This is a genomic window from Prevotella sp. khp7 (assembly GCF_900109055.1).
Classification (GTDB): domain Bacteria; phylum Bacteroidota; class Bacteroidia; order Bacteroidales; family Bacteroidaceae; genus Prevotella.
This window is the reverse complement of the sequence record NZ_FOIV01000001.1, coordinates 716954-734406: the sequence shown is the minus strand read 5'-3', so window position 1 is coordinate 734406 and position 17453 is coordinate 716954. Positions and strand designations below refer to the sequence as shown.

Here is a 17453-nt window from a genome sequence, read left to right as displayed (position 1 = left end):
ATCGGCGGCGCCTCAGCCATTAAAAACGAGTTTTTATGGCATTCGGCTTGCACGATAATTCATAATTATTTTAATATTCGCTGCAAAGTTACAATTATTTTTCGTAACTTTGCAGCCAAAATTGTATAAAAAGTATAAAACATGGGTTTTTGGAATCATATTTTCGGTAAGAACGATGAGCAGAAAGTAGGTGGCATGGAGGACTTCATGACGCTGATACGCGTATACTTCCAGGCTGCGATGGCATCGGACCTCGGTATCACCAACCTGGCTGCACTGCCCGATCTGCGCGTGTTCAAGGCAACCCTCAAGGTGCCAACGGTTAATAATAAGTTGGGAGTGGGCGAACGTAGTCGCTGTAAGAAAATGCTGAAAGAGATGTATGGCATGGAGGACGATTTCTTCAAGGAGATAGACCAGAGCCTGCGCAAGCGTTGTAAGAAGGTGCAGGACGCTCAGACCTATATGCTCCAGTTTCAGGGCTTCACACAGGACATCATGATGCTCACAGGTAATCTGATGAAGTTCAAGCTACGTCTGCCGGGCTTCATGAAGAAAGCCCTCTACGGCATGACCGAGAAAACAGTGGGTGACATCTTCAATAAGAACGACTTCAGCGACGCATCGGTGATGAAGACTGTTGTGGCTGTACGTGAATATAATCGCCGACTGGGCTTCTCGCAGAAATGGGTGACCGACTTTGTATACAAGGTCGTGATGCTCGCCAAGAAGGAACCTAAAAGGAACGAAGATTAAAAAATATTAAAATGTCAGCTTTGAAGCAGACATTCTGATTATTTTGCTTTAACTTTGTACACCAAATAGTTATGTGATGAATCCAAACGAGAAGGCATTAGCGACTTTCGAAACGCGTGTGCGGCAGATGATTCTCCGATTTCAGGATATGAAAAAGGAGACGGAGAGCCTGCGTGCGCAGATTGAGAAAAACGGCCAGGACATTAAAGACCTGCAGGCCAAGCTGACTCAGGCGGAAAACGACTATCAATCGCTGAAGATGGCCAAGATGATTGAAATCACCGACGGTGATCTGGAGAGCGCCAAGGGGCGGCTGTCCAAGATGATACGCGACGTGAATAAATGCATCGCCATTCTCAGCGACGAAGAATAAATAAAGGTGCTATACAATGCCAGAAGTGAATGACGAGAAACTACATATCAGGCTGCACGTCTACGACGAGGAAGTCGAGGTGACGGTCAATCGCTCCGACGAGGAGTATTACCGTAGGGCAGCCAAGCTCATCACTGACCGTTATAATGCCTATGCACAGGCTTATAAGGGCAGGAAAGGCGAGCACACCATCGCGCTTATGACGCTGATTGATGTGGCCTTGATGTATGAGCGGGAGCGTGGCAAGAACGACACGGCTCCCTTCAAGGATATTCTCTCTAAGTTGACTTCTGAGATTGAGGAAGCACTGGATGATTCGGAGAGAGTATCAATTTAACAACATAGATTATATATGGATTTAATTTTTGTATTACTGATTGCTGCCGGTGCCCTCGTATTAGGAGGCGTTGGCGGATATCTTGTTTTCCGCTATGTGTTGAAAGGGAAATACAAGGAAATGATCGACTCTGCTACGAAGGAGGCTGAGGTGATCAAAGAGAAAAAACTGCTCGAGGTGAAGGAGAAGTTCCTGAACAAGAAGAGCGAGCTGGAGAAGGAGGTGCAGCAGCGCAACCAGCACATCCAGCAGAACGAGAACCGCCTGAAGCAGCGCGAGATCTCGCTGAACCAGCGTCAGGAGGAGTTGGGACGAAAGAAGAATGAACTCGACAACCAGCAGAACCGCATCGACAACGAGAAGAAGTTGCTGAGCGTGAAGGCTGAAGAACTGGAGAAGATGCAGCTGAAGGAGCGCGAGAAGCTGGAGGAAGTTTCCGGTCTGAGCGCTGAGGAAGCCAAGAACCGACTGGTGGAGTCGATGAAGGACGAGGCTAAGACTGCTGCTGCCAGCTATATCAACGAGATTATGGACGAGGCTAAGCTCAACGCTAACCAGCAGGCTAAGAAGATTGTGATTCAGACTATTCAGCGCGTGGCTACTGAGACGGCTGTTGAGAACTCGGTGAGCGTGTTCCATATCGACAACGACGACGTGAAGGGTCGTGTGATCGGTCGTGAGGGACGTAACATCCGTGCACTGGAGGCTGCCTGCGGTGTTGAGATCGTGGTCGACGATACGCCTGAGGCTATCGTTATCAGCGGTTTCGATCCTGTGCGTCGTGAGACTTGTCGCCTGGCCCTGCATCAGCTGGTGAGCGACGGTCGTATCCATCCTGCCCGTATCGAGGAGGTGGTTGCCAAGGTGAAGAAGCAGCTCGACAACGAGATTATCGAAACTGGTAAGCGTACGGCCATCGACCTGGGTATCCATGGTCTGCATCCTGAGCTGATCCGTATCATCGGTAAGATGAAATACCGTTCTTCATACGGTCAGAACCTGTTACAGCATGCCCGTGAGACAGCTAACCTCTGTGCTGTGATGGCTGCTGAGCTGGGACTGAACCCGAAGAAGGCTAAGCGCGCAGGCTTGTTGCACGATATAGGTAAGGTGCCCGATGAGGAGAGCGAGATGCCACACGCACTCTATGGAGCCAAGATTGCAGAGATGTATAAGGAGAAACCCGATATCTGCAATGCCATCGGTGCCCACCACGACGAGATGGAGATGCAGACGCTGCTGGCTCCGATCGTTCAGGTGTGCGACGCTATCTCTGGTGCCCGTCCTGGTGCCCGTCGTGAGATCGTGGAGGCTTACATCAAGCGTCTGAACGATCTTGAGGCCATCGCCATGAGCTATCCCGGTGTTACCAAGACCTACGCCATCCAGGCTGGTCGTGAGCTCCGTGTGATTGTCGGTGCCGACAAGATGAACGATGCCGAGAGCGAGGCTCTGAGCAGCGATATCGCCACGAAGATCCAGAACGAGATGACCTATCCCGGACAGGTGAAGATTACCGTCATCCGAGAGACACGTTCTGTAGCTTACGCAAAATAAACAGATTGCATACAATAAAAAAGGGCTCGCAACTGCGAGCCTTTTTTATTTGTTCTTCTGGTAGTAATCGAGTGCCAGCTGGACGTTCTGGATGACGGACTTGGACGAGTAGGTGGCGCCTGTAACGGCATCGACCTGTCGGGTCTTGGCATCCTTCACCTTCAGGCCGTTCCATTTCTCGGCCAGGGCCTTCTTGACCTTAGCATAGTATTTGGGAGATTCCTGCGACTTGAGGAACTCAACCTTCTCTACCTTATTCTTTTTAATATAGACCTTCAGTGGGGTGGGACCGTTATAGCCCTCGATGTTCTTGCCAATCGTAGTGGTATTGATGACATAGACATCATTCTCTTTTGTGATGGTGTTGTCGCCAACCATGAAACTCTGTACTGCGAATACGGCTGCCATCAGTGCGCAGCCGCCAATAATCCTAAAACTAATCTTTCTCATGTCTTCTTATTAAATATTTCGGGGTGCAAAGTTACGGATTATTTATTTCTTGTGCAAGAGCCGATACGCAAATTGTTGCTCTGGACAAAGAAAATCATAATTTCTAAGTATTGTCCGGGTGATTATTTATTTGTAATTTTGCACACGGAAATAATGGTTTTGTTATTTGAATAAAAGAGTAATTATGAAGATTGAAAAGATTCATGCAAGAGAAATCCTCGATTCAAGAGGTAATCCTACAGTTGAAGTTGAAGTAACGCTTGAGAATGGTGTCATGGGACGCGCAGCCGTTCCCTCTGGTGCTTCTACAGGCGAGAACGAGGCTCTGGAACTTCGTGATGGCGACAAGGGTCGCTATCTCGGTAAAGGTGTGCTGAAGGCCGTTGAGAATGTAAATAAGGTGATCGCACCTGCATTGAAGGGCGACTGTGTGCTGGAGCAGCGTGCCATTGACTATAAGATGCTGGCACTCGACGGTACACCAACGAAGTCAAAACTCGGTGCCAATGCCATCCTCGGTGTGTCGCTGGCATGTGCCCAGGCTGCTGCCAAGGCTCTGAACATCCCCCTTTATAGGTATATCGGTGGTGCCAACGCCTATACGCTGCCTGTTCCTATGATGAACATCGTGAATGGTGGTGCTCACTCTGCCGCTCCTATTGCCTTCCAGGAATTCATGATCCGTCCGGTAGGTGCCAGCAACGAGAAAGAGGCTATCCGTATGGGTGCTGAGGTGTTCCACAACCTGGCTAAGTTGCTGAAGGCCCGTGGTCTTTCAACAGCCGTAGGTGACGAGGGTGGTTATGCGCCTGACTTCGATGGTATCGAGGATGCGCTCGACACGATTGTCGAGGCTATCAAGAAGGCTGGTTACGAGCCTGGTAAGGATGTGAAGATCGCCATGGACTGTGCCGCCTCTGAGTTTGCTACCTGTGAGGACGGTAAGTGGTTCTATGACTATCGTCAGCTGAAGAACGGTGCCAAGAAGGATCCTAACGGCAAGAAGCTCTCTGCCGATGAGCAGATTGCTTATCTGGAGCAGTTGATTACCAAGTATCCTATCGACAGTATCGAGGATGGTCTTGATGAGAACGACTGGGACAACTGGGTGAAGCTGACTGAGAAGATCGGTGACCGTTGTCAGTTGGTGGGCGACGACTTGTTTGTGACCAACACCAAGTTCCTGGAGAAGGGCATCAAGATGGGAGCTGCCAACTCAATCCTGATTAAGGTAAATCAGATTGGTTCGCTCACTGAGACCCTTGAGGCTATCGAGATGGCTCACCGTCATGGTTACACCACTGTGACCTCACACCGCTCTGGTGAGACCGAGGATACCACGATTGCCGATATCGCCGTGGCTACCAACAGCGGTCAGATTAAGACAGGTTCGCTGAGCCGCACTGATCGTATGGCTAAGTACAACCAGCTTATCCGTATCGAGGAGGAGCTTGGCGAGCAGGCTGCTTATGGTTATCAGCGACTGAAGTAATATAGAGTTAAATAAACAACTTTTTTTGTATAAATCATTGATAATAAGAATGCGGATAGACTGTGAAGCCTGTCCGCATTTATTTTGTTTGGGTAATAAGGGAAATCAGAACTGAGGCAGGGCCGGTAGGTTGACTGCTTTAATGGCCATGCACTCCATCTCTATCAGCCAGCCCGGGCGACAGACGGGGGCGTGGACAATGACGCAGGGCTTACCGGGGAAACGCTCCTCGAAGAGAGAGCGAACCAGGTCGTAGTCGGCCACGTCGCGCAGATAGACAATCATCTCTGCCACGTCGTCGTAGGTGCATTCGGCTTCCTTCAGCAAAGCCTCGACATTCTCCCACATGCGAAGGGTCTGTTTCTCAATGTCCTTAGGGAACATAATCTCTCCCTTGTTGTTGATAGAGGCTGTTCCCGAGATAAAGACATGGCGTCGGTCGGCATAGTCGACATAGGTGCCGCGCTCGAAACTTACACCGTAGTCGCTGGTACGATTGAGATGGGTGGGGGCATACAGATAGTGAATCTGCTCCTGGCGGATGCCGGCGATGGCATAGTTGTCCATCTGAGAGAGCACATTAGGATCCTGCTGGCGGCCACCGATGCCTGTAGAGGCAATGAAGTGGGTATGGACGGTAAGGCCCTGGGTAAAGAATACCTGGTTACGGGCACGAACCACACCGCCGTAGTTTAAGTCGATATCGTTGACGAAGAGCCATGTGCGGATGCAGTTCTCGGAGAGTTTACAGCCCTCCTCTGCCAGTTGCATGATATACTCGTTGAAGAGCAGACGCATCTGGTATTCTGAGTTGGCTGCAAGGTTATGGGCTGAGGCATTATAGAGATGGCGGAACTCGCCATGACTGACCTCATAGAGGCCGCTGTTGGTCATGCCCGTCTGAACGTTGGTCATGAGATAGACCCACAGGGCAATCTTCGTGCCGTCGAGCGGGGCCTGTTGGATGATACTCTTCGCACAGTCGGTGACATCGGCCACAATGACATCGTCGGCCTGATTGGCTGCGTCGCTCAGGAAGTAGCGCTTAAATACGGCTTGAGTGCCTGGCAGCTTGTCGAGTAGTGTCTGGTATGCGTTCATAATGGCTTCCAGCTGCTTGGCATACGGCAAACGCTGGTCGCTGACATGAAGCATCGCATGATATTCGCAGACATCGGTGCCGCAATCGAAGCAAAAGACTTCGGCGCGTGTGTCCTTAAAATCCAGGTTTATGAGTTTTGGTTTCATTGTTTTGTTCTTTTAGGGTGCAAATTTACGAATATTATTCGAGAAATAAGCAAAACCGCAAAGAAAAGTGCAACAACATAGATCAGGTAAGACGGTGTAGAGACTGCCTGATCGTTGTTAGCGAACTTGCATTGGTATTCAATCATCTTGTCGATATAGGCATCGACGGTGGTCCAATGGCCTGCCTCTATCTCTGCCTGGAGGTGGGGGAAGACCTCGTGGATATACTTCTGGTGTTCAGTGCTGACCGAAGCGGGAAGGAGGTCGGATGCTGAATACCAGGCAACAGTGCCGTCGGTCTCGGTATGGGGGAAAATGCGCAGCGTGATCCAGTTGGACTGTCTGAAGATGTAGGATGCGAATATCTGCTCAGAGGTCAGACTGTCGTTGGCCGCCATGAGCCGATGGGCATGCGAACTGAGCGGGGCGATGCTCTCTCCGTCGTTGATGAGTAACCTGCAGAAATGTGCTGCCTGAGCTTTCGGCATGATGAGCGGTGCAGGCATAGCAAATACTGACCCTGCCATAAACAGCAGGGCCAGTATGAGTGTTGTATAGCGTCTGTTACGATTCTGCATTTAGATGGACTCTATGAATTTGACAATGGCATCACGGTCGGCCTTGGGCAGATTATAGAACTTCTCTGTCGGACGGTAGGCGTCGGACTTCTTGCTATAGCCATGCCACATGATAGCCTCGATAACGGTTCGGGCACGGCAATCGTGCAGACGGTCGTCGGCACCTGTCAGCTGGCGTGAGAGACCACGACCCCAAAGTGGCGTGGTGCGGCACCAACCGGTACGAATGTCGTTCATCATGAACAGACGGTGCTGAACCAAGTCGGTATAAGGCCAGATGGTCTGGTTGGCATAACGGGGCATGATGCTCTTGGCATCCTTGCCGATGCTCTTGGCGTAGGCCTTGATGCTGGCGTCGATCCACAGATTGTCGGCACCGGTCTTCCATGACGGGCGATGACAGTTAGCGCAACCGATCTCGGTGAAGAGGGTCTTGCCGCGCTTTACGGCATCGTCGTTCAGATTACGGGCGGCAGGAACGGCAAGACCGCGGTGCCATACCATGAACTGGTAGTACTGCTTGTCGTTCATCTCTTCCTCACCACCATAGTACTCATCGTTAAGCAGGTATTTCTCGAAAGTGTCCTTGTAAGCGATGGATGGTGTGTTCAGCACTTCATAGACACGTGCGGCAATGCCTTCGTCGGTACCGTCGGCATAGTAGGGATGCAGAATGCTGGCAAATGAGGAACCGTGCTCTTTGATATAGCTGATGACCTCAGGATCCTCGCTCTGAGCCTTAGCCCAGGCTGTGGTGGTGTAGAGCCAGTGGCGGTCGCTACGTGTCACGTTGGTGATGTTCCAGATGGCATTGGCACCGGCACCGTCCTGCAGAGAGCCACGGGTCATGGCGTAAGTGAAACGCTTCAGAGGTCCATGAGAACCGTGATGAACACCTGTGTCGTTATAGGGAGCGCTGTAGTAGGCACTGGCCTTGAAGGTGTTGGCCTCTTTGTCCCACATGGCAGGATTCAGCTCGGCATGCTTAGCCTCGGCAGCCCACTGTTTCTCAATCTCCTCGTCGTCGATGGCGTCGAGCAATCCCGTACCATAGACACCGATGGTCGACTCTAAACGTACATCGTAGTTGGTTGGCTTAGGATTGGTGTTGAAAGCCGACTGAGGAATACGAACCTCCGGATAAATCAGCTCGTACTTCTCACCATCAGGGAATGTCATAGCCAGTCCGCTCTCCATGGCAGTCACGGTCTTCCAGTCAATCTGTATCTGGTTCTCGTCGATTGGTGCTTTAAACGGAGCCATGGCTGCCGTCTGCGGCATACCAGTCACCTCTGAGATGTAGGCGTTGTTGTCGGGGTGGTAGATGACCAGCAGATAGCCGTTGCCGATGGTGTTGGCACGGTATTCCGTCTGGCGCTTACCATGGCCGTAACTTGGGTGACAGGCTATGCAGCTGTTACGAACCCATGCCGGGCCCAGACCTTTACGAGGTGCTACGTCGAAGGTGTAAAGATGCTCGAAGAAATCCTCACCTGTATTGAAATGGTCCTCCATACCTGCAATTTTCACGACAGCAGGAGTAGGGGCAGAGTAACTGGCTTTCTCGGTAGTTCCTAATTCTCCACCGGGAAACCACTCTTCAGCGCTGAAGACATCGTTGGCCTTGCCGAAGGCTTGTTCCTCGGGGACCAACGGACCAAGTTCACTGCTATTGTCGTCAGAGCAACTTGTAAGGCCCTGAAAGGCTAACAGACTGATAAGCGTGAACTTTGAGATGCTTTTAAAATTTGTCATAAAGAATTGTTTTGTATATTTTAAGCGATAAAGCGTCCCACCATGTTTCAGGTGAGGCGCTGTTGTATAACGTATAGAGATATTCCTACTCTTCTACTTCCCAGTCTTCATCATCTTCGAAAGCAATGCCCCAGATGGTGCTGCAGTACTTTACGAATGCTGATGGCATATTACTGATGGCCTCGATGGCCTTTAAATAGCCATTCTCGACGGCGGTGTTGACACCCTCGCTCTTTACACTGGCAAAGAATGTGTGGAAGCTGTAATCGTTGGCTTTCTTATCTGTAGAACCCAACCAGATGTTACGGATAGAGCGGATGTTGTCGCGGAAGTCGGCAATAGAGTTGTAGCTATAAGGTGACTCTACATAAGAGATGTCGCCTGAGGCAAACGGATTGGCAATCTTGGCTGTACCAACCTCGTTGGCGATACCTACGCAGCTACCCTCATCGTCGGAAAGGATCTGTGAGATGGCGGCCTTCAGAGTTGGGAAGGTGCTCTTGCTGCCGTCAATACCGGCGTTGATGAGGTTGTCGCCATAAGAGAGGCCTGCCTCAGTGGTGTAGTCGAGACCAGCGGCCTTGACAACAGCTACACGACTGCTGTTCTTCTCGCCTTCCCATGCAACCTGCAACTGGAAGGTGCGCTGCTTCAGCAGCGTACAGATGGTCTGGGCATAAGCCAGCTCCTTAGCACCGGAAATATTCTCGAAATTCTTATAGGTGTCGTTGGCCTGCAGCTCAGCAACCTTACGTGGCTGACCGTCGCGGAACAGGATGAACTCCAAGGCGTGGAAACCAAGGATGGTGGCATCCTCCAGCATCTCGTCGTTCATACCGTTATTGAAATAGCTCAGCAGCAGCGAGCGGTTCAGAGGCCATGAGTCGATAGTCGGGTCAACGTCGAAGTCGGAAGCGGCACCCATCAGGAACGCTTCACTACGCTCCCAATACTTACGTGCTTCCTTGAAGTCCTCACAAGCTGAGTTGATCTGTGCCTGTGTGATGGTGCTTACAGTCAGTCCGTTGAGGGTCTTTTCCAGTTTCTCAGTCTCATCGGCCAGCTGGGTATAGGTGGGGATGATGACATTGCTAACCAGATTCTTCAGCACCTCGCGGAGATAAGTCTCCTGAGCCTCAGACAGCTTTGCCTGCTGAATAGCGGCATTAGCTGAAGTCAGCTGGTCGACCAGGTCACCGCAATTGTCGATGGCTGCCTCGCCAAAACTCTTAACAGAATAGTTAGCAGCAACTGTATTCAGGTCGTAATTGTCCTCGTCTACAATTGGTGTTGTCTTAACAAGATCGAAAGAGGTCTCTTCGTTCTCGTTTTTGTCATCATCGCTACATGATGTAAAAGTCATAGCACCCATCAGGAGTGCAGCTGAAAGAATAAAATACTTTTTCATTGTTGATAATTATTATGTTAACTTTTTACTTTTATGATTATGCTTTACAAGAAAAAGCCCTCGTATGCAACACCGATGTTTACGGAAGGCTCGTTGTTGTAGAGGCTCTTCAGAAAACGTTTTGAGTATTCTGCCTTAATGGCTATCTGAGGTACGGGATGGTAGTTCACACCGACAGCCATGCGTTTTACTTCTGTATAATCGTAGGCGGTGCCTTTTGTGTTACTGGCATAGGGGTTGTATTGCTCATAACGTCCGAAAACGAAAAGTTTCTTATTGTCATCACGCAGCTGCTGTATCTGTGAGAAGATGTCGTAGCCTGCTTCGATGCCAATGGCATAGGCATTTTTGCTGACAAAGGCGGAGTGCTTGTAAGGCGACTTGGAGTTGAGGCGATTGTATACGTACTTCAACTGGTCGGCATCACCCAGATATCCATAGTCTGCCTGTCCGCGAACAATCCAGTTGTGTCCTTTGTAGGTGAAGTCGAAAGCACCAATCAGAACATCTCCTTTGTATTCGGCGTCGACACCATTGGCGTTGCGGGGATAGCTGTTGCCGATGCTCTGGCCATAGTAGCCGCTCAGACCAAGGCGCAGACCGGGAACAGAATAGTTGTCGATACGGAGCGCTACACCATATTTGTTGGCAACGTCAAACTCCAGAGGTGACTTATGGCCTTTACGAACCCATCCTACATTGGTGAAATTGTCGGCATTCAATCCAGCAAGGAACTGTGCCTCATAGCGGAACTTACCGGCACGTCCCCAGAAACTGACACCGGTCTGATGCCATGTAGAGGGCATGATGGTGTTCTCGCCTTCTGGGCGATAGACCGTGAAGAAGTTCAGCGGTTCATGATAGGCATTGGTGAGTCCTACGGGTACAACGATATGACCGAATTTCAGATGGGCTGCATTCGAGAAGGTCTTCTGGATCCAGAACTGCTCAAGTTCTACCTCACCGCCTTTCTCTGTCTCCTGCTCCCATTCGCCACCTTCCTCATCTTCTTTCTCATAAGCGATACCGGTACCGCCATGTTCAAACTCGATCTCAGTACCGAAGGTCCAACCCTTTCCGAAGTCGTAACCCATATATACTACCATGTGGGGAATATCGAAACGTCCGTGGCTGGGGTCGTTCTTATGCTGTTCCGGCTGACTGTACCGGCTTACGTGGTCGCTAAAATAATTACGGCTGTAAGCAATTTCGCCATAACCTCCTACAGAAAACTTCTTGCCAGTGGCATGTTGCATCACGCTGTCGCCAGCCACCTCTTGTGCCTGTAACGTGGTGGTAAAAAGACCAACCATGGCACACATTGTAAAAATAGTCTTATTCTTCATTTTGTATAAACCTAGAACCATTACTAAAATCGGCTGCAAAGGTAGACCTTTCCAAGTGATTATACAATACCTAAAAATTATGAAAATGGGTTAAATAGACCTATATAATAGAGTTAGGAGGATAAAAATACCTAATAATGATTATTGCGTATTCCAAAAATAATGTATAATTTTGCAGCCGTAATCATTATTAGGTACATACAAAAGATGAAGAATCAAAAGATGTATGAAGCGGACGATAAGATGATCTCTTTGATCCGCGATAATTATGACCTGCTGCAGTCGCTTGGCAGTTTCGGCATCAGTCTTGGCTTCGGTGATAAGACCGTGAAAGAGACATGTGAGGATAATAATGTAGATACCTATACTTTCCTGGCTGTGGTCAACTATACCATCAACGGTTATGGTGAGTTTGATGCCGATGAGCAGATCAGTGTTCCTACGCTGATGCATTATCTGGAAGCCAGTCACGCCTATTTCCTTGACTTCCAGTTGCCCTTTATACGCCGAGAACTTTCTGAGTCGCTGAACGAAGATGACTCGTTGGCCAGACTGATACTGCGATTCTACGACGAATACGCCCATGAGATACGTCGTCATATGCAGTACGAGCAGAAAACACTGTTCCCTTATGTGCAGACATTGCTGGAAGGACGGCCGGCCAATGATTATAATGTAGAGACATTCTCGAAGCATCATGGTGCTGCCGACAAGAAGTTGCGTGAGTTGAAACTGCTTATTATCAAGTATCTGCCTCAGGACGGCTTGCATAATAACCAGCTTACGGCAACCCTGCATGATATCTACGACAACGAGGCCTGGCTGCGTCAGCATGCACAGGTGGAGGATCATATCTTCGTGCCTGCCATTCGTCGTCTGGAGCAGATGACCAAGCAGAATGATGTGTCGAAGAATATCTCAGACATGGTGTTCAAGAATGGCGTTGCGCAGAATCAGGATGCCCTCTCTGACCGTGAGAAGGATGTGATTGTCGCATTGGTACAGGGGATGGCGAATAAGGAGATTGCCGACCACCTGTGTATCTCTATCAACACAGTGATTACGCACAGAAGGAACATAGCCCGCAAGCTCCAGATACATTCTCCTGCAGGCTTGACGATTTATGCCATCGTAAACGGACTTGTTGATATAAGTAGTGTGAAACTATAAAAAAAATCCCCACCATTGCGGCGGGGATTTTTTGTTTTATATGGCGTTGATGTCGACATAGCCATGCATGACGGCATAGATGGTTAGTGCCGAAACACTCTTCATGCCCAGTTTCTCCATGATGTTTTTACGATGGGTGATGACTGTTGCCAGACCAATATTGAGTTTGTCGGCTATCTCCTTGTTGATATAGCCCTGAACAATAAGACTCATCACTTCGATCTCACGGTCGGTAAGAATCTTCTGACTTAGCACCTTTGGCATCGGTGGCAGGTTCTCACCCTTCCCATGAGCATGCTGCTCGAGCATCAGCAGTGAGCGTACCAGTTCTTGTTCGGGAACATTGATACACAGACAGTGGAACTCGGAGAGCTGTGACATGGTGTCGAGGCTGAGCGTCAGTACGATGGTCTTGCGACGATGCGCCATGAAAAACTCCTTATGCTCCAGAACAATGCTCATAGCGACAAAGAAGTGGAAGTACTTCTCCGGGTGGTTGGCCTCTAGCTCAAGAAAAGAACCGTAGGTGTCGACTGTCATGATGGGCATGACAGTCTGTAACATCTGTTTTAATCCCAGCGATGAGAGCGTGTTGGGATCGATGATAGCAACCTTCGGTCTTCCTTGCATCATGATAAGAATCCTAATAAAGCACCTGCGGCAACAGCAGAGCCGATGACACCTGCAACATTCGGACCCATGGCGTGCATGAGCAGGAAGTTGTGGCGGTCGTACTCCAGACCGAGGTTGTTACTGATACGTGCAGCCATAGGTACGGCACTGACACCGGCATTACCAATCAGCGGGTTCAGTTTCTTACCCTCAGGCAAGAAGAGGTTCATCAGTTTGACGAAGCATACGCCTGATGCGGTAGCAATCATGAAGGCCATTGCGCCAAGTGCAAATATCTTGATGGTGTTGAAGGTCAGGAACTCAGAAGCCTGAGTCGAGCAACCTACGGTGAGACCCAACAGCATGACTACGATATCATTGAGGGCTGCTCCAGCGGTCTTTGCCAGGCGGGTGGTCTTGCCACTTTCTTTCAGCAGGTTGCCGAAGAAGAGCATACCCAGCAGAGGCAGACCTGATGGCACGATGAACGTGGTCAGCAACAGTCCGATGATCGGGAAGAGAATACGCTCAGTCTGTGACACGTTACGCCCAGGCTTCATCTTGATGACGCGCTCGTTCTTGGTGGTAAGCAGACGCATGATGAATGGCTGAATCACGGGTACAAGAGCCATATAAGAGTAAGCACATACGGCAATGGCACCCATCAGGTTGGGTGAGAGTTTAGAACTGAGGAAAATAGCTGTAGGACCATCGGCACCACCAATGATAGCGATACCGGCAGCCTGTGAAGGTTCAAAGCCCATGGCAAGGGCCACCATGTATGCTCCGAAAATACCAAACTGGGCTGAAGCGCCAATGAGCATGAGCTTTGGATTAGCCAATAGCGCCGTGAAGTCGGTCATGGCTCCGATGCCCAGGAATATCAGAGGTGGATACCAGCCTTGGCGTACACCTTGATAGAATATGTTCAGCACGGAATTGTCTTCATAGAGTCCGATCTCCAGACCGGCATCTGCTCGGAAAGGAATATTGCCGAGAATGATACCAAGTCCGATAGGAATGAGCAACAGAGGCTCGAAGTCTTTCTTGATGGCCAGCCAGATGAAGAAGGCCCCCACCGCAATCATGATCAGGTTTCCGACTGTGGCATTTGCAAAAGCCGTGTAAGTCAGAAACTCATGAAAGTTCTGTATGATAAACTGTCCTAAATCCATAGCTTATCCGATGGTTAAAAGAACTGAACCTTCCATGACGCTCTCGCCTTGCTTGACAGCAATGGAGGTAACGGTTCCTGCATATTCTGACTCTATGTTATTCTGCATCTTCATAGCTTCGAGTACGAGTACGGTATCACCAACGTTCACCTTGTCGCCTACGTTGACCTTCACATCGATGATGGTGCCTGGCAGTGGTGCTTTTACAGAAGAACCGGCAGCTGCAGATGGAGCAGGAGCTGCGGCGGGGGCAGCAGCGGCAGGAGCCACTGCGGGGCGAGCCACGGGCTTGGGTGCCTCTATACGCACCTTCTTCAGCGAACTGGTAGGATTGATGGGCTGCTTCAGTTCTACGTCGAAACGGATGCCGTTTACGTTCACCTTGGCTACGTTACCCTCTACTTCTTCTATTTCTACGTCGTAATCGACGCCTTGTACTTTATATTGATACTTGTTCATATCTCTTAATCTGTAAGTTATTTAATAATATTCCATCCAGACTGTCTTGCCTTGATGGTGATGATACCACTTTCTACGTCGTGTACGTCTTCCTGATACTGCTTGAGTGCCATGGAGATGACGGCTATGTAAAGCTCCTTGTCGATGCCCTTGGTCTTAAGACCGTCTTGCAGGAGGTTGCCTGTAGCATGGGCGATGTCGTGAGTTACTTCTACCGTCTTGGTCACTGTCTTAATAGGCTGTGTGTTGACAACCTTCTTTGCAGTGTCAAGGTGCGCCATAATCAATCCGAAGAACCAGAAGAAGATGAACAGGACGGCCAGACAGAAGAATACGATACCCATGGCCAGCAGAGTGATGCCGAATCCGTGGGGGTCTTCGCGCTTCAGTTTGGCGTCTTTCGTCTCGTCGGTCTTGATAAAGTTCTCAATACCGGGCGTGACGTTTTCAGCTTTCTTGATGCTCCAGTTGTTACCATGGCGTGCATAGCTCTGGTCGGCAGCCAGTGCGGGTACCGTAACAGAGTCGATCAGTTCCACAGCATTACCATTGTAGAAGCCAATCCATACAGGTTCCGAGATAGGAACGGGAAGTGAGAGGTGCAACTTACCCTTGGTAGGGGTAGAGTTTGCAAAGAATACCAGATGCTGTCTACCGCCGATCTGCGTACGAGGGTCACCGTTAGGGATTACACTCATGCGCTTGATACGTTCGGGGACGCTCATCTCTTTGTCAAGGACATGCCGGTCGGTGGTAAGATACATGCCGCGGATATTGTAGGTAGTAAACGAGATGTTTTCCAACTCAATCCACGCCTCACGTTCACCGAACTCATCCTGAATGCTGGCAGTATTGTTGGTAAGCACCTCGCTGATTCGAATATTCCTGGCTCCCTGAGCCATACTCGCCGAGGCGCTTATCAACATCATACTGCAGAGCAGAAGTCTGTACTTGTTCATGTTGTTGTTTAGGTGTATTATTATATTTATGTTTATGTCTAGTTATATACCTAATTCCTATCCGCAGAAGAACAGCACGACGATCTGTGCCGTGAAGATGCGCAGGAACATTGCGAGCGGGTAGACCGTCGAATATCCCAATGCAGGAGCCTCCTTTGAACAGATGCTGTTCGCGTAAGCCAGTGCGGGGGGATCGGTATAGGTACCAGCCACCATACCAGCGATGGTAAAGTAGTTGAACTTGAACCTCATGCGTGCGATAGGACCGACTATCAAGATAGGTATGATGGTAATCAGGAAACCTGTCAGTACATAGAGCAAACCATCGCCCTGTACTACTGTCTCGAAGAAGTTGGCTCCAGCCTTGATACCTACAGAGGCCAGGAAGAGCACCAGTCCTATTTCTCGCAACATCATGTTTGCCGAAGTGGTGGTATAGGTTACCAGATGAATCTTATAGCCATATCGGCCAATCAGGATAGCGATGATCAGCGGACCACCTGCCAGACCCAGTTTCACAGGAACGGGCATGCCAGGGATAGCAATAGGCAGTGAACCGAAAATCAATCCCAAGAAGATTCCAACGAAGATGGTGGCGATGTTTGGCGCATCCAAACGGCGCAGGCTGTTTCCCATCTTGCCAGCCACATTGTCGACAGCATCCTCAGGACCTACGACCATGATGCGGTCGCCTACCTGCAAGGGCAGGGTCGGAGAGGCGAAGATGTCCATGCCGTGACGGGTTACACGGGTTACGTTAACACCATGAACGCTCGAGAAGTGGAGCGATGCCAGTGTCTTGCCATTCACCTTCGGGTTAGTAATCACAATGCGCTTTGAAACCATAGGCTGATCCTGCTGCTCGAAGTCGATGTCGAGCTTGGGACCGATAAAGGCAGTGATAGCCTCCTGATCGGCTTCTGCACAAACAATCAGCATCTGGTCGCCCATGTGGAAGATGGTATCACGGTTAGGGATAAACAGTTCGCCTTCGTGCACCAGGCGTGACACCACAAAGTCGCGGTTCAGGAAGTCGTGTACCTGCAGCAGAGTCTTACCCTCCAAGTATTTGTTGGTTACCTCCAAGTGCATCTTGTAAGGCTTCTTGTTGGTGTTGGTTTCCTCCATTGCAATCAGCTCTTCCTCTTCTTTTTCAAGCTTTACATTGCAGATATACCTTATTAATATAGTTGCGCCGATAATACCCAGTACGCCGAGCGGATAGGCACAGGCATAAGCCGATGCAATCTGGGGAGCACCATTGGGGAATACTGTGTTCAGTGCTTCATTGGCAGCACCAAGTCCAGGAGTGTTTGTCACGGCACCATAGAGCGTACCTACCATCATCGGCAGGTTGGTTACTTCGTTGGTATCAAAGAAAATGTAATAGCAGGCAAACATGACGAGGATGTTCAGCAGAATAGCACTCGCTGCCAGTCCGTTGAGCTTAACGCCCTGAGTACCAAAGCTCTCGAAGAAACCTGGTCCGACCTGCATACCAATCATAAAGACAAAAAGAATCAGTCCGAAGTCTTGTACGAAAGTCAGAATCGGGGCGGGGGCTGTGAATCCAATGTGGCCTGCCAGAATACCGGCAAATAAAACGAAAGTAACACCAAGAGAGATTCCAAAGACCTTGATTTTTCCCATATATACACCAATGGCGATCACGATAGCATAGAGCAAGGTGATGTGAGCCACGGTGTCAGTGGTTGTAAACAGGTCTTTCAACCATTGAAAAGATTCCATAAATACTACTAACTTTTTTTATTCTCAAA

17 protein-coding genes are annotated in these 17453 nt (G+C 49.6%); 6 read left to right on the top strand and 11 right to left on the bottom strand.

Annotation, left to right across the window (positions count from 1 at the left end):
• Positions 1–141 precede the first annotated feature (141 nt).
• The 4 genes from BMX82_RS03185 (at position 142) to rny (ending at position 3023) form a co-directional block, all read left to right on the top strand.
• Positions 142–756: a hypothetical protein gene (locus BMX82_RS03185; RefSeq protein WP_036913213.1), complete on the top strand. Its 615-nt coding sequence runs from the start codon at positions 142–144 to the stop codon at positions 754–756.
• 76 nt (positions 757–832) lie between these two features.
• On the top strand, positions 833–1129 hold the full coding sequence (locus BMX82_RS03180; RefSeq protein WP_036913210.1) for a coiled-coil domain-containing protein: 297 nt from the start codon (positions 833–835) through the stop codon (positions 1127–1129).
• A gap of 16 nt (positions 1130–1145) precedes the next feature.
• Positions 1146–1466: a cell division protein ZapA gene (locus BMX82_RS03175; protein ID WP_036913207.1), complete on the top strand. Its 321-nt coding sequence runs from the start codon at positions 1146–1148 to the stop codon at positions 1464–1466.
• A 15-nt stretch (positions 1467–1481) separates the two neighbouring features.
• Positions 1482–3023, top strand: a complete 1542-nt coding sequence (rny, locus tag BMX82_RS03170) for a ribonuclease Y (RefSeq protein ID WP_036913204.1) — start codon at positions 1482–1484, stop codon at positions 3021–3023.
• A gap of 45 nt (positions 3024–3068) precedes the next feature.
• Here rny and BMX82_RS03165 read toward each other — a convergent pair whose 3' ends face one another.
• Positions 3069–3473 carry an FMN-binding protein gene (locus BMX82_RS03165; protein WP_255396537.1) on the bottom strand — a complete coding sequence of 135 codons (405 nt, stop codon included), beginning with the start codon at positions 3471–3473 and terminating at the stop codon, positions 3069–3071.
• Between the two features lie 184 nt (positions 3474–3657).
• Between BMX82_RS03165 and eno the strand changes: the two genes are divergently transcribed.
• A complete protein-coding gene (gene eno, locus BMX82_RS03160) occupies positions 3658–4965 on the top strand; it encodes a phosphopyruvate hydratase (RefSeq protein ID WP_036913197.1) in 1308 nt (435 codons plus the stop codon).
• 105 nt (positions 4966–5070) lie between these two features.
• On the opposite strand, the gene BMX82_RS03155 is transcribed toward eno, so the two are convergent.
• From BMX82_RS03155 to BMX82_RS03135, 5 genes are all read right to left on the bottom strand, one after another.
• Positions 5071–6213 (bottom strand): Rid family hydrolase, encoded by a 1143-nt coding sequence (locus BMX82_RS03155; RefSeq protein WP_091765979.1) that lies wholly within the window; start codon positions 6211–6213, stop codon positions 5071–5073.
• Positions 6210–6791, bottom strand: a complete 582-nt coding sequence (locus BMX82_RS03150) for a hypothetical protein (RefSeq protein ID WP_091765976.1) — start codon at positions 6789–6791, stop codon at positions 6210–6212. Before BMX82_RS03150 ends, BMX82_RS03155 begins: the two co-directional genes overlap by 4 nt.
• Positions 6792–8546 carry a di-heme oxidoredictase family protein gene (locus BMX82_RS03145; RefSeq protein ID WP_091765973.1) on the bottom strand — a complete coding sequence of 585 codons (1755 nt, stop codon included), beginning with the start codon at positions 8544–8546 and terminating at the stop codon, positions 6792–6794.
• A gap of 85 nt (positions 8547–8631) precedes the next feature.
• Positions 8632–9954 carry an imelysin family protein gene (locus BMX82_RS03140; RefSeq protein ID WP_091765970.1) on the bottom strand — a complete coding sequence of 441 codons (1323 nt, stop codon included), beginning with the start codon at positions 9952–9954 and terminating at the stop codon, positions 8632–8634.
• 44 nt (positions 9955–9998) lie between these two features.
• Positions 9999–11300, bottom strand: a complete 1302-nt coding sequence (locus BMX82_RS03135) for a hypothetical protein (protein WP_036913186.1) — start codon at positions 11298–11300, stop codon at positions 9999–10001.
• A 207-nt stretch (positions 11301–11507) separates the two neighbouring features.
• Between BMX82_RS03135 and BMX82_RS03130 the strand changes: the two genes are divergently transcribed.
• Positions 11508–12470: a LuxR C-terminal-related transcriptional regulator gene (locus BMX82_RS03130; RefSeq protein WP_177171997.1), complete on the top strand. Its 963-nt coding sequence runs from the start codon at positions 11508–11510 to the stop codon at positions 12468–12470.
• A gap of 36 nt (positions 12471–12506) precedes the next feature.
• Here the strand turns inward: BMX82_RS03130 and BMX82_RS03125 are convergent, their stop codons facing one another.
• The 5 genes from BMX82_RS03125 to BMX82_RS03105 are packed head-to-tail and all read right to left on the bottom strand — an operon-like array spanning position 12507 to position 17424.
• Positions 12507–13100, bottom strand: a complete 594-nt coding sequence (locus tag BMX82_RS03125) for a response regulator transcription factor (protein WP_036913707.1) — start codon at positions 13098–13100, stop codon at positions 12507–12509.
• On the bottom strand, positions 13100–14257 hold the full coding sequence (locus BMX82_RS03120) for a sodium ion-translocating decarboxylase subunit beta (RefSeq protein ID WP_036913184.1): 1158 nt from the start codon (positions 14255–14257) through the stop codon (positions 13100–13102). The genes BMX82_RS03125 and BMX82_RS03120 overlap by 1 nt, the downstream gene beginning before the upstream one ends.
• Positions 14258–14260: 3 nt before the next feature.
• On the bottom strand, positions 14261–14716 hold the full coding sequence (locus BMX82_RS03115; RefSeq protein ID WP_091765967.1) for a biotin/lipoyl-containing protein: 456 nt from the start codon (positions 14714–14716) through the stop codon (positions 14261–14263).
• Between the two features lie 17 nt (positions 14717–14733).
• A complete protein-coding gene (locus tag BMX82_RS03110; protein ID WP_081911142.1) occupies positions 14734–15675 on the bottom strand; it encodes an OadG family protein in 942 nt (313 codons plus the stop codon).
• A 57-nt stretch (positions 15676–15732) separates the two neighbouring features.
• A complete protein-coding gene (locus BMX82_RS03105; RefSeq protein ID WP_036913176.1) occupies positions 15733–17424 on the bottom strand; it encodes a putative transporter in 1692 nt (563 codons plus the stop codon).
• Positions 17425–17453 lie beyond the last annotated feature (29 nt).

Excerpts from the sequence above, each read along its gene's own strand:
- BMX82_RS03130 (WP_177171997.1), top strand. The coding sequence starts at position 11,508 with ATGAAGAATCAAAAGATGTATGAAGCGGACGATAAGATGATCTCTTTG.
- BMX82_RS03125 (WP_036913707.1), bottom strand. The coding sequence starts at position 13,100 with ATGCAAGGAAGACCGAAGGTTGCTATCATCGATCCCAACACGCTCTCA.
- BMX82_RS03155 (WP_091765979.1), bottom strand. The coding sequence starts at position 6,213 with ATGAAACCAAAACTCATAAACCTGGATTTTAAGGACACACGCGCCGAA.
- BMX82_RS03175 (WP_036913207.1), top strand. The coding sequence starts at position 1,146 with ATGCCAGAAGTGAATGACGAGAAACTACATATCAGGCTGCACGTCTAC.
- BMX82_RS03165 (WP_255396537.1), bottom strand. The coding sequence starts at position 3,473 with ATGAGAAAGATTAGTTTTAGGATTATTGGCGGCTGCGCACTGATGGCA.
- BMX82_RS03180 (WP_036913210.1), top strand. The coding sequence starts at position 833 with ATGAATCCAAACGAGAAGGCATTAGCGACTTTCGAAACGCGTGTGCGG.
- BMX82_RS03150 (WP_091765976.1), bottom strand. The coding sequence starts at position 6,791 with ATGCAGAATCGTAACAGACGCTATACAACACTCATACTGGCCCTGCTG.
- rny (WP_036913204.1), top strand. The coding sequence starts at position 1,482 with ATGGATTTAATTTTTGTATTACTGATTGCTGCCGGTGCCCTCGTATTA.
- BMX82_RS03110 (WP_081911142.1), bottom strand. The coding sequence starts at position 15,675 with ATGAACAAGTACAGACTTCTGCTCTGCAGTATGATGTTGATAAGCGCC.
- eno (WP_036913197.1), top strand. The coding sequence starts at position 3,658 with ATGAAGATTGAAAAGATTCATGCAAGAGAAATCCTCGATTCAAGAGGT.
- BMX82_RS03105 (WP_036913176.1), bottom strand. The coding sequence starts at position 17,424 with ATGGAATCTTTTCAATGGTTGAAAGACCTGTTTACAACCACTGACACC.
- BMX82_RS03135 (WP_036913186.1), bottom strand. The coding sequence starts at position 11,300 with ATGAAGAATAAGACTATTTTTACAATGTGTGCCATGGTTGGTCTTTTT.
- BMX82_RS03115 (WP_091765967.1), bottom strand. The coding sequence starts at position 14,716 with ATGAACAAGTATCAATATAAAGTACAAGGCGTCGATTACGACGTAGAA.
- BMX82_RS03185 (WP_036913213.1), top strand. The coding sequence starts at position 142 with ATGGGTTTTTGGAATCATATTTTCGGTAAGAACGATGAGCAGAAAGTA.
- BMX82_RS03140 (WP_091765970.1), bottom strand. The coding sequence starts at position 9,954 with ATGAAAAAGTATTTTATTCTTTCAGCTGCACTCCTGATGGGTGCTATG.
- BMX82_RS03120 (WP_036913184.1), bottom strand. The coding sequence starts at position 14,257 with ATGGATTTAGGACAGTTTATCATACAGAACTTTCATGAGTTTCTGACT.
- BMX82_RS03145 (WP_091765973.1), bottom strand. The coding sequence starts at position 8,546 with ATGACAAATTTTAAAAGCATCTCAAAGTTCACGCTTATCAGTCTGTTA.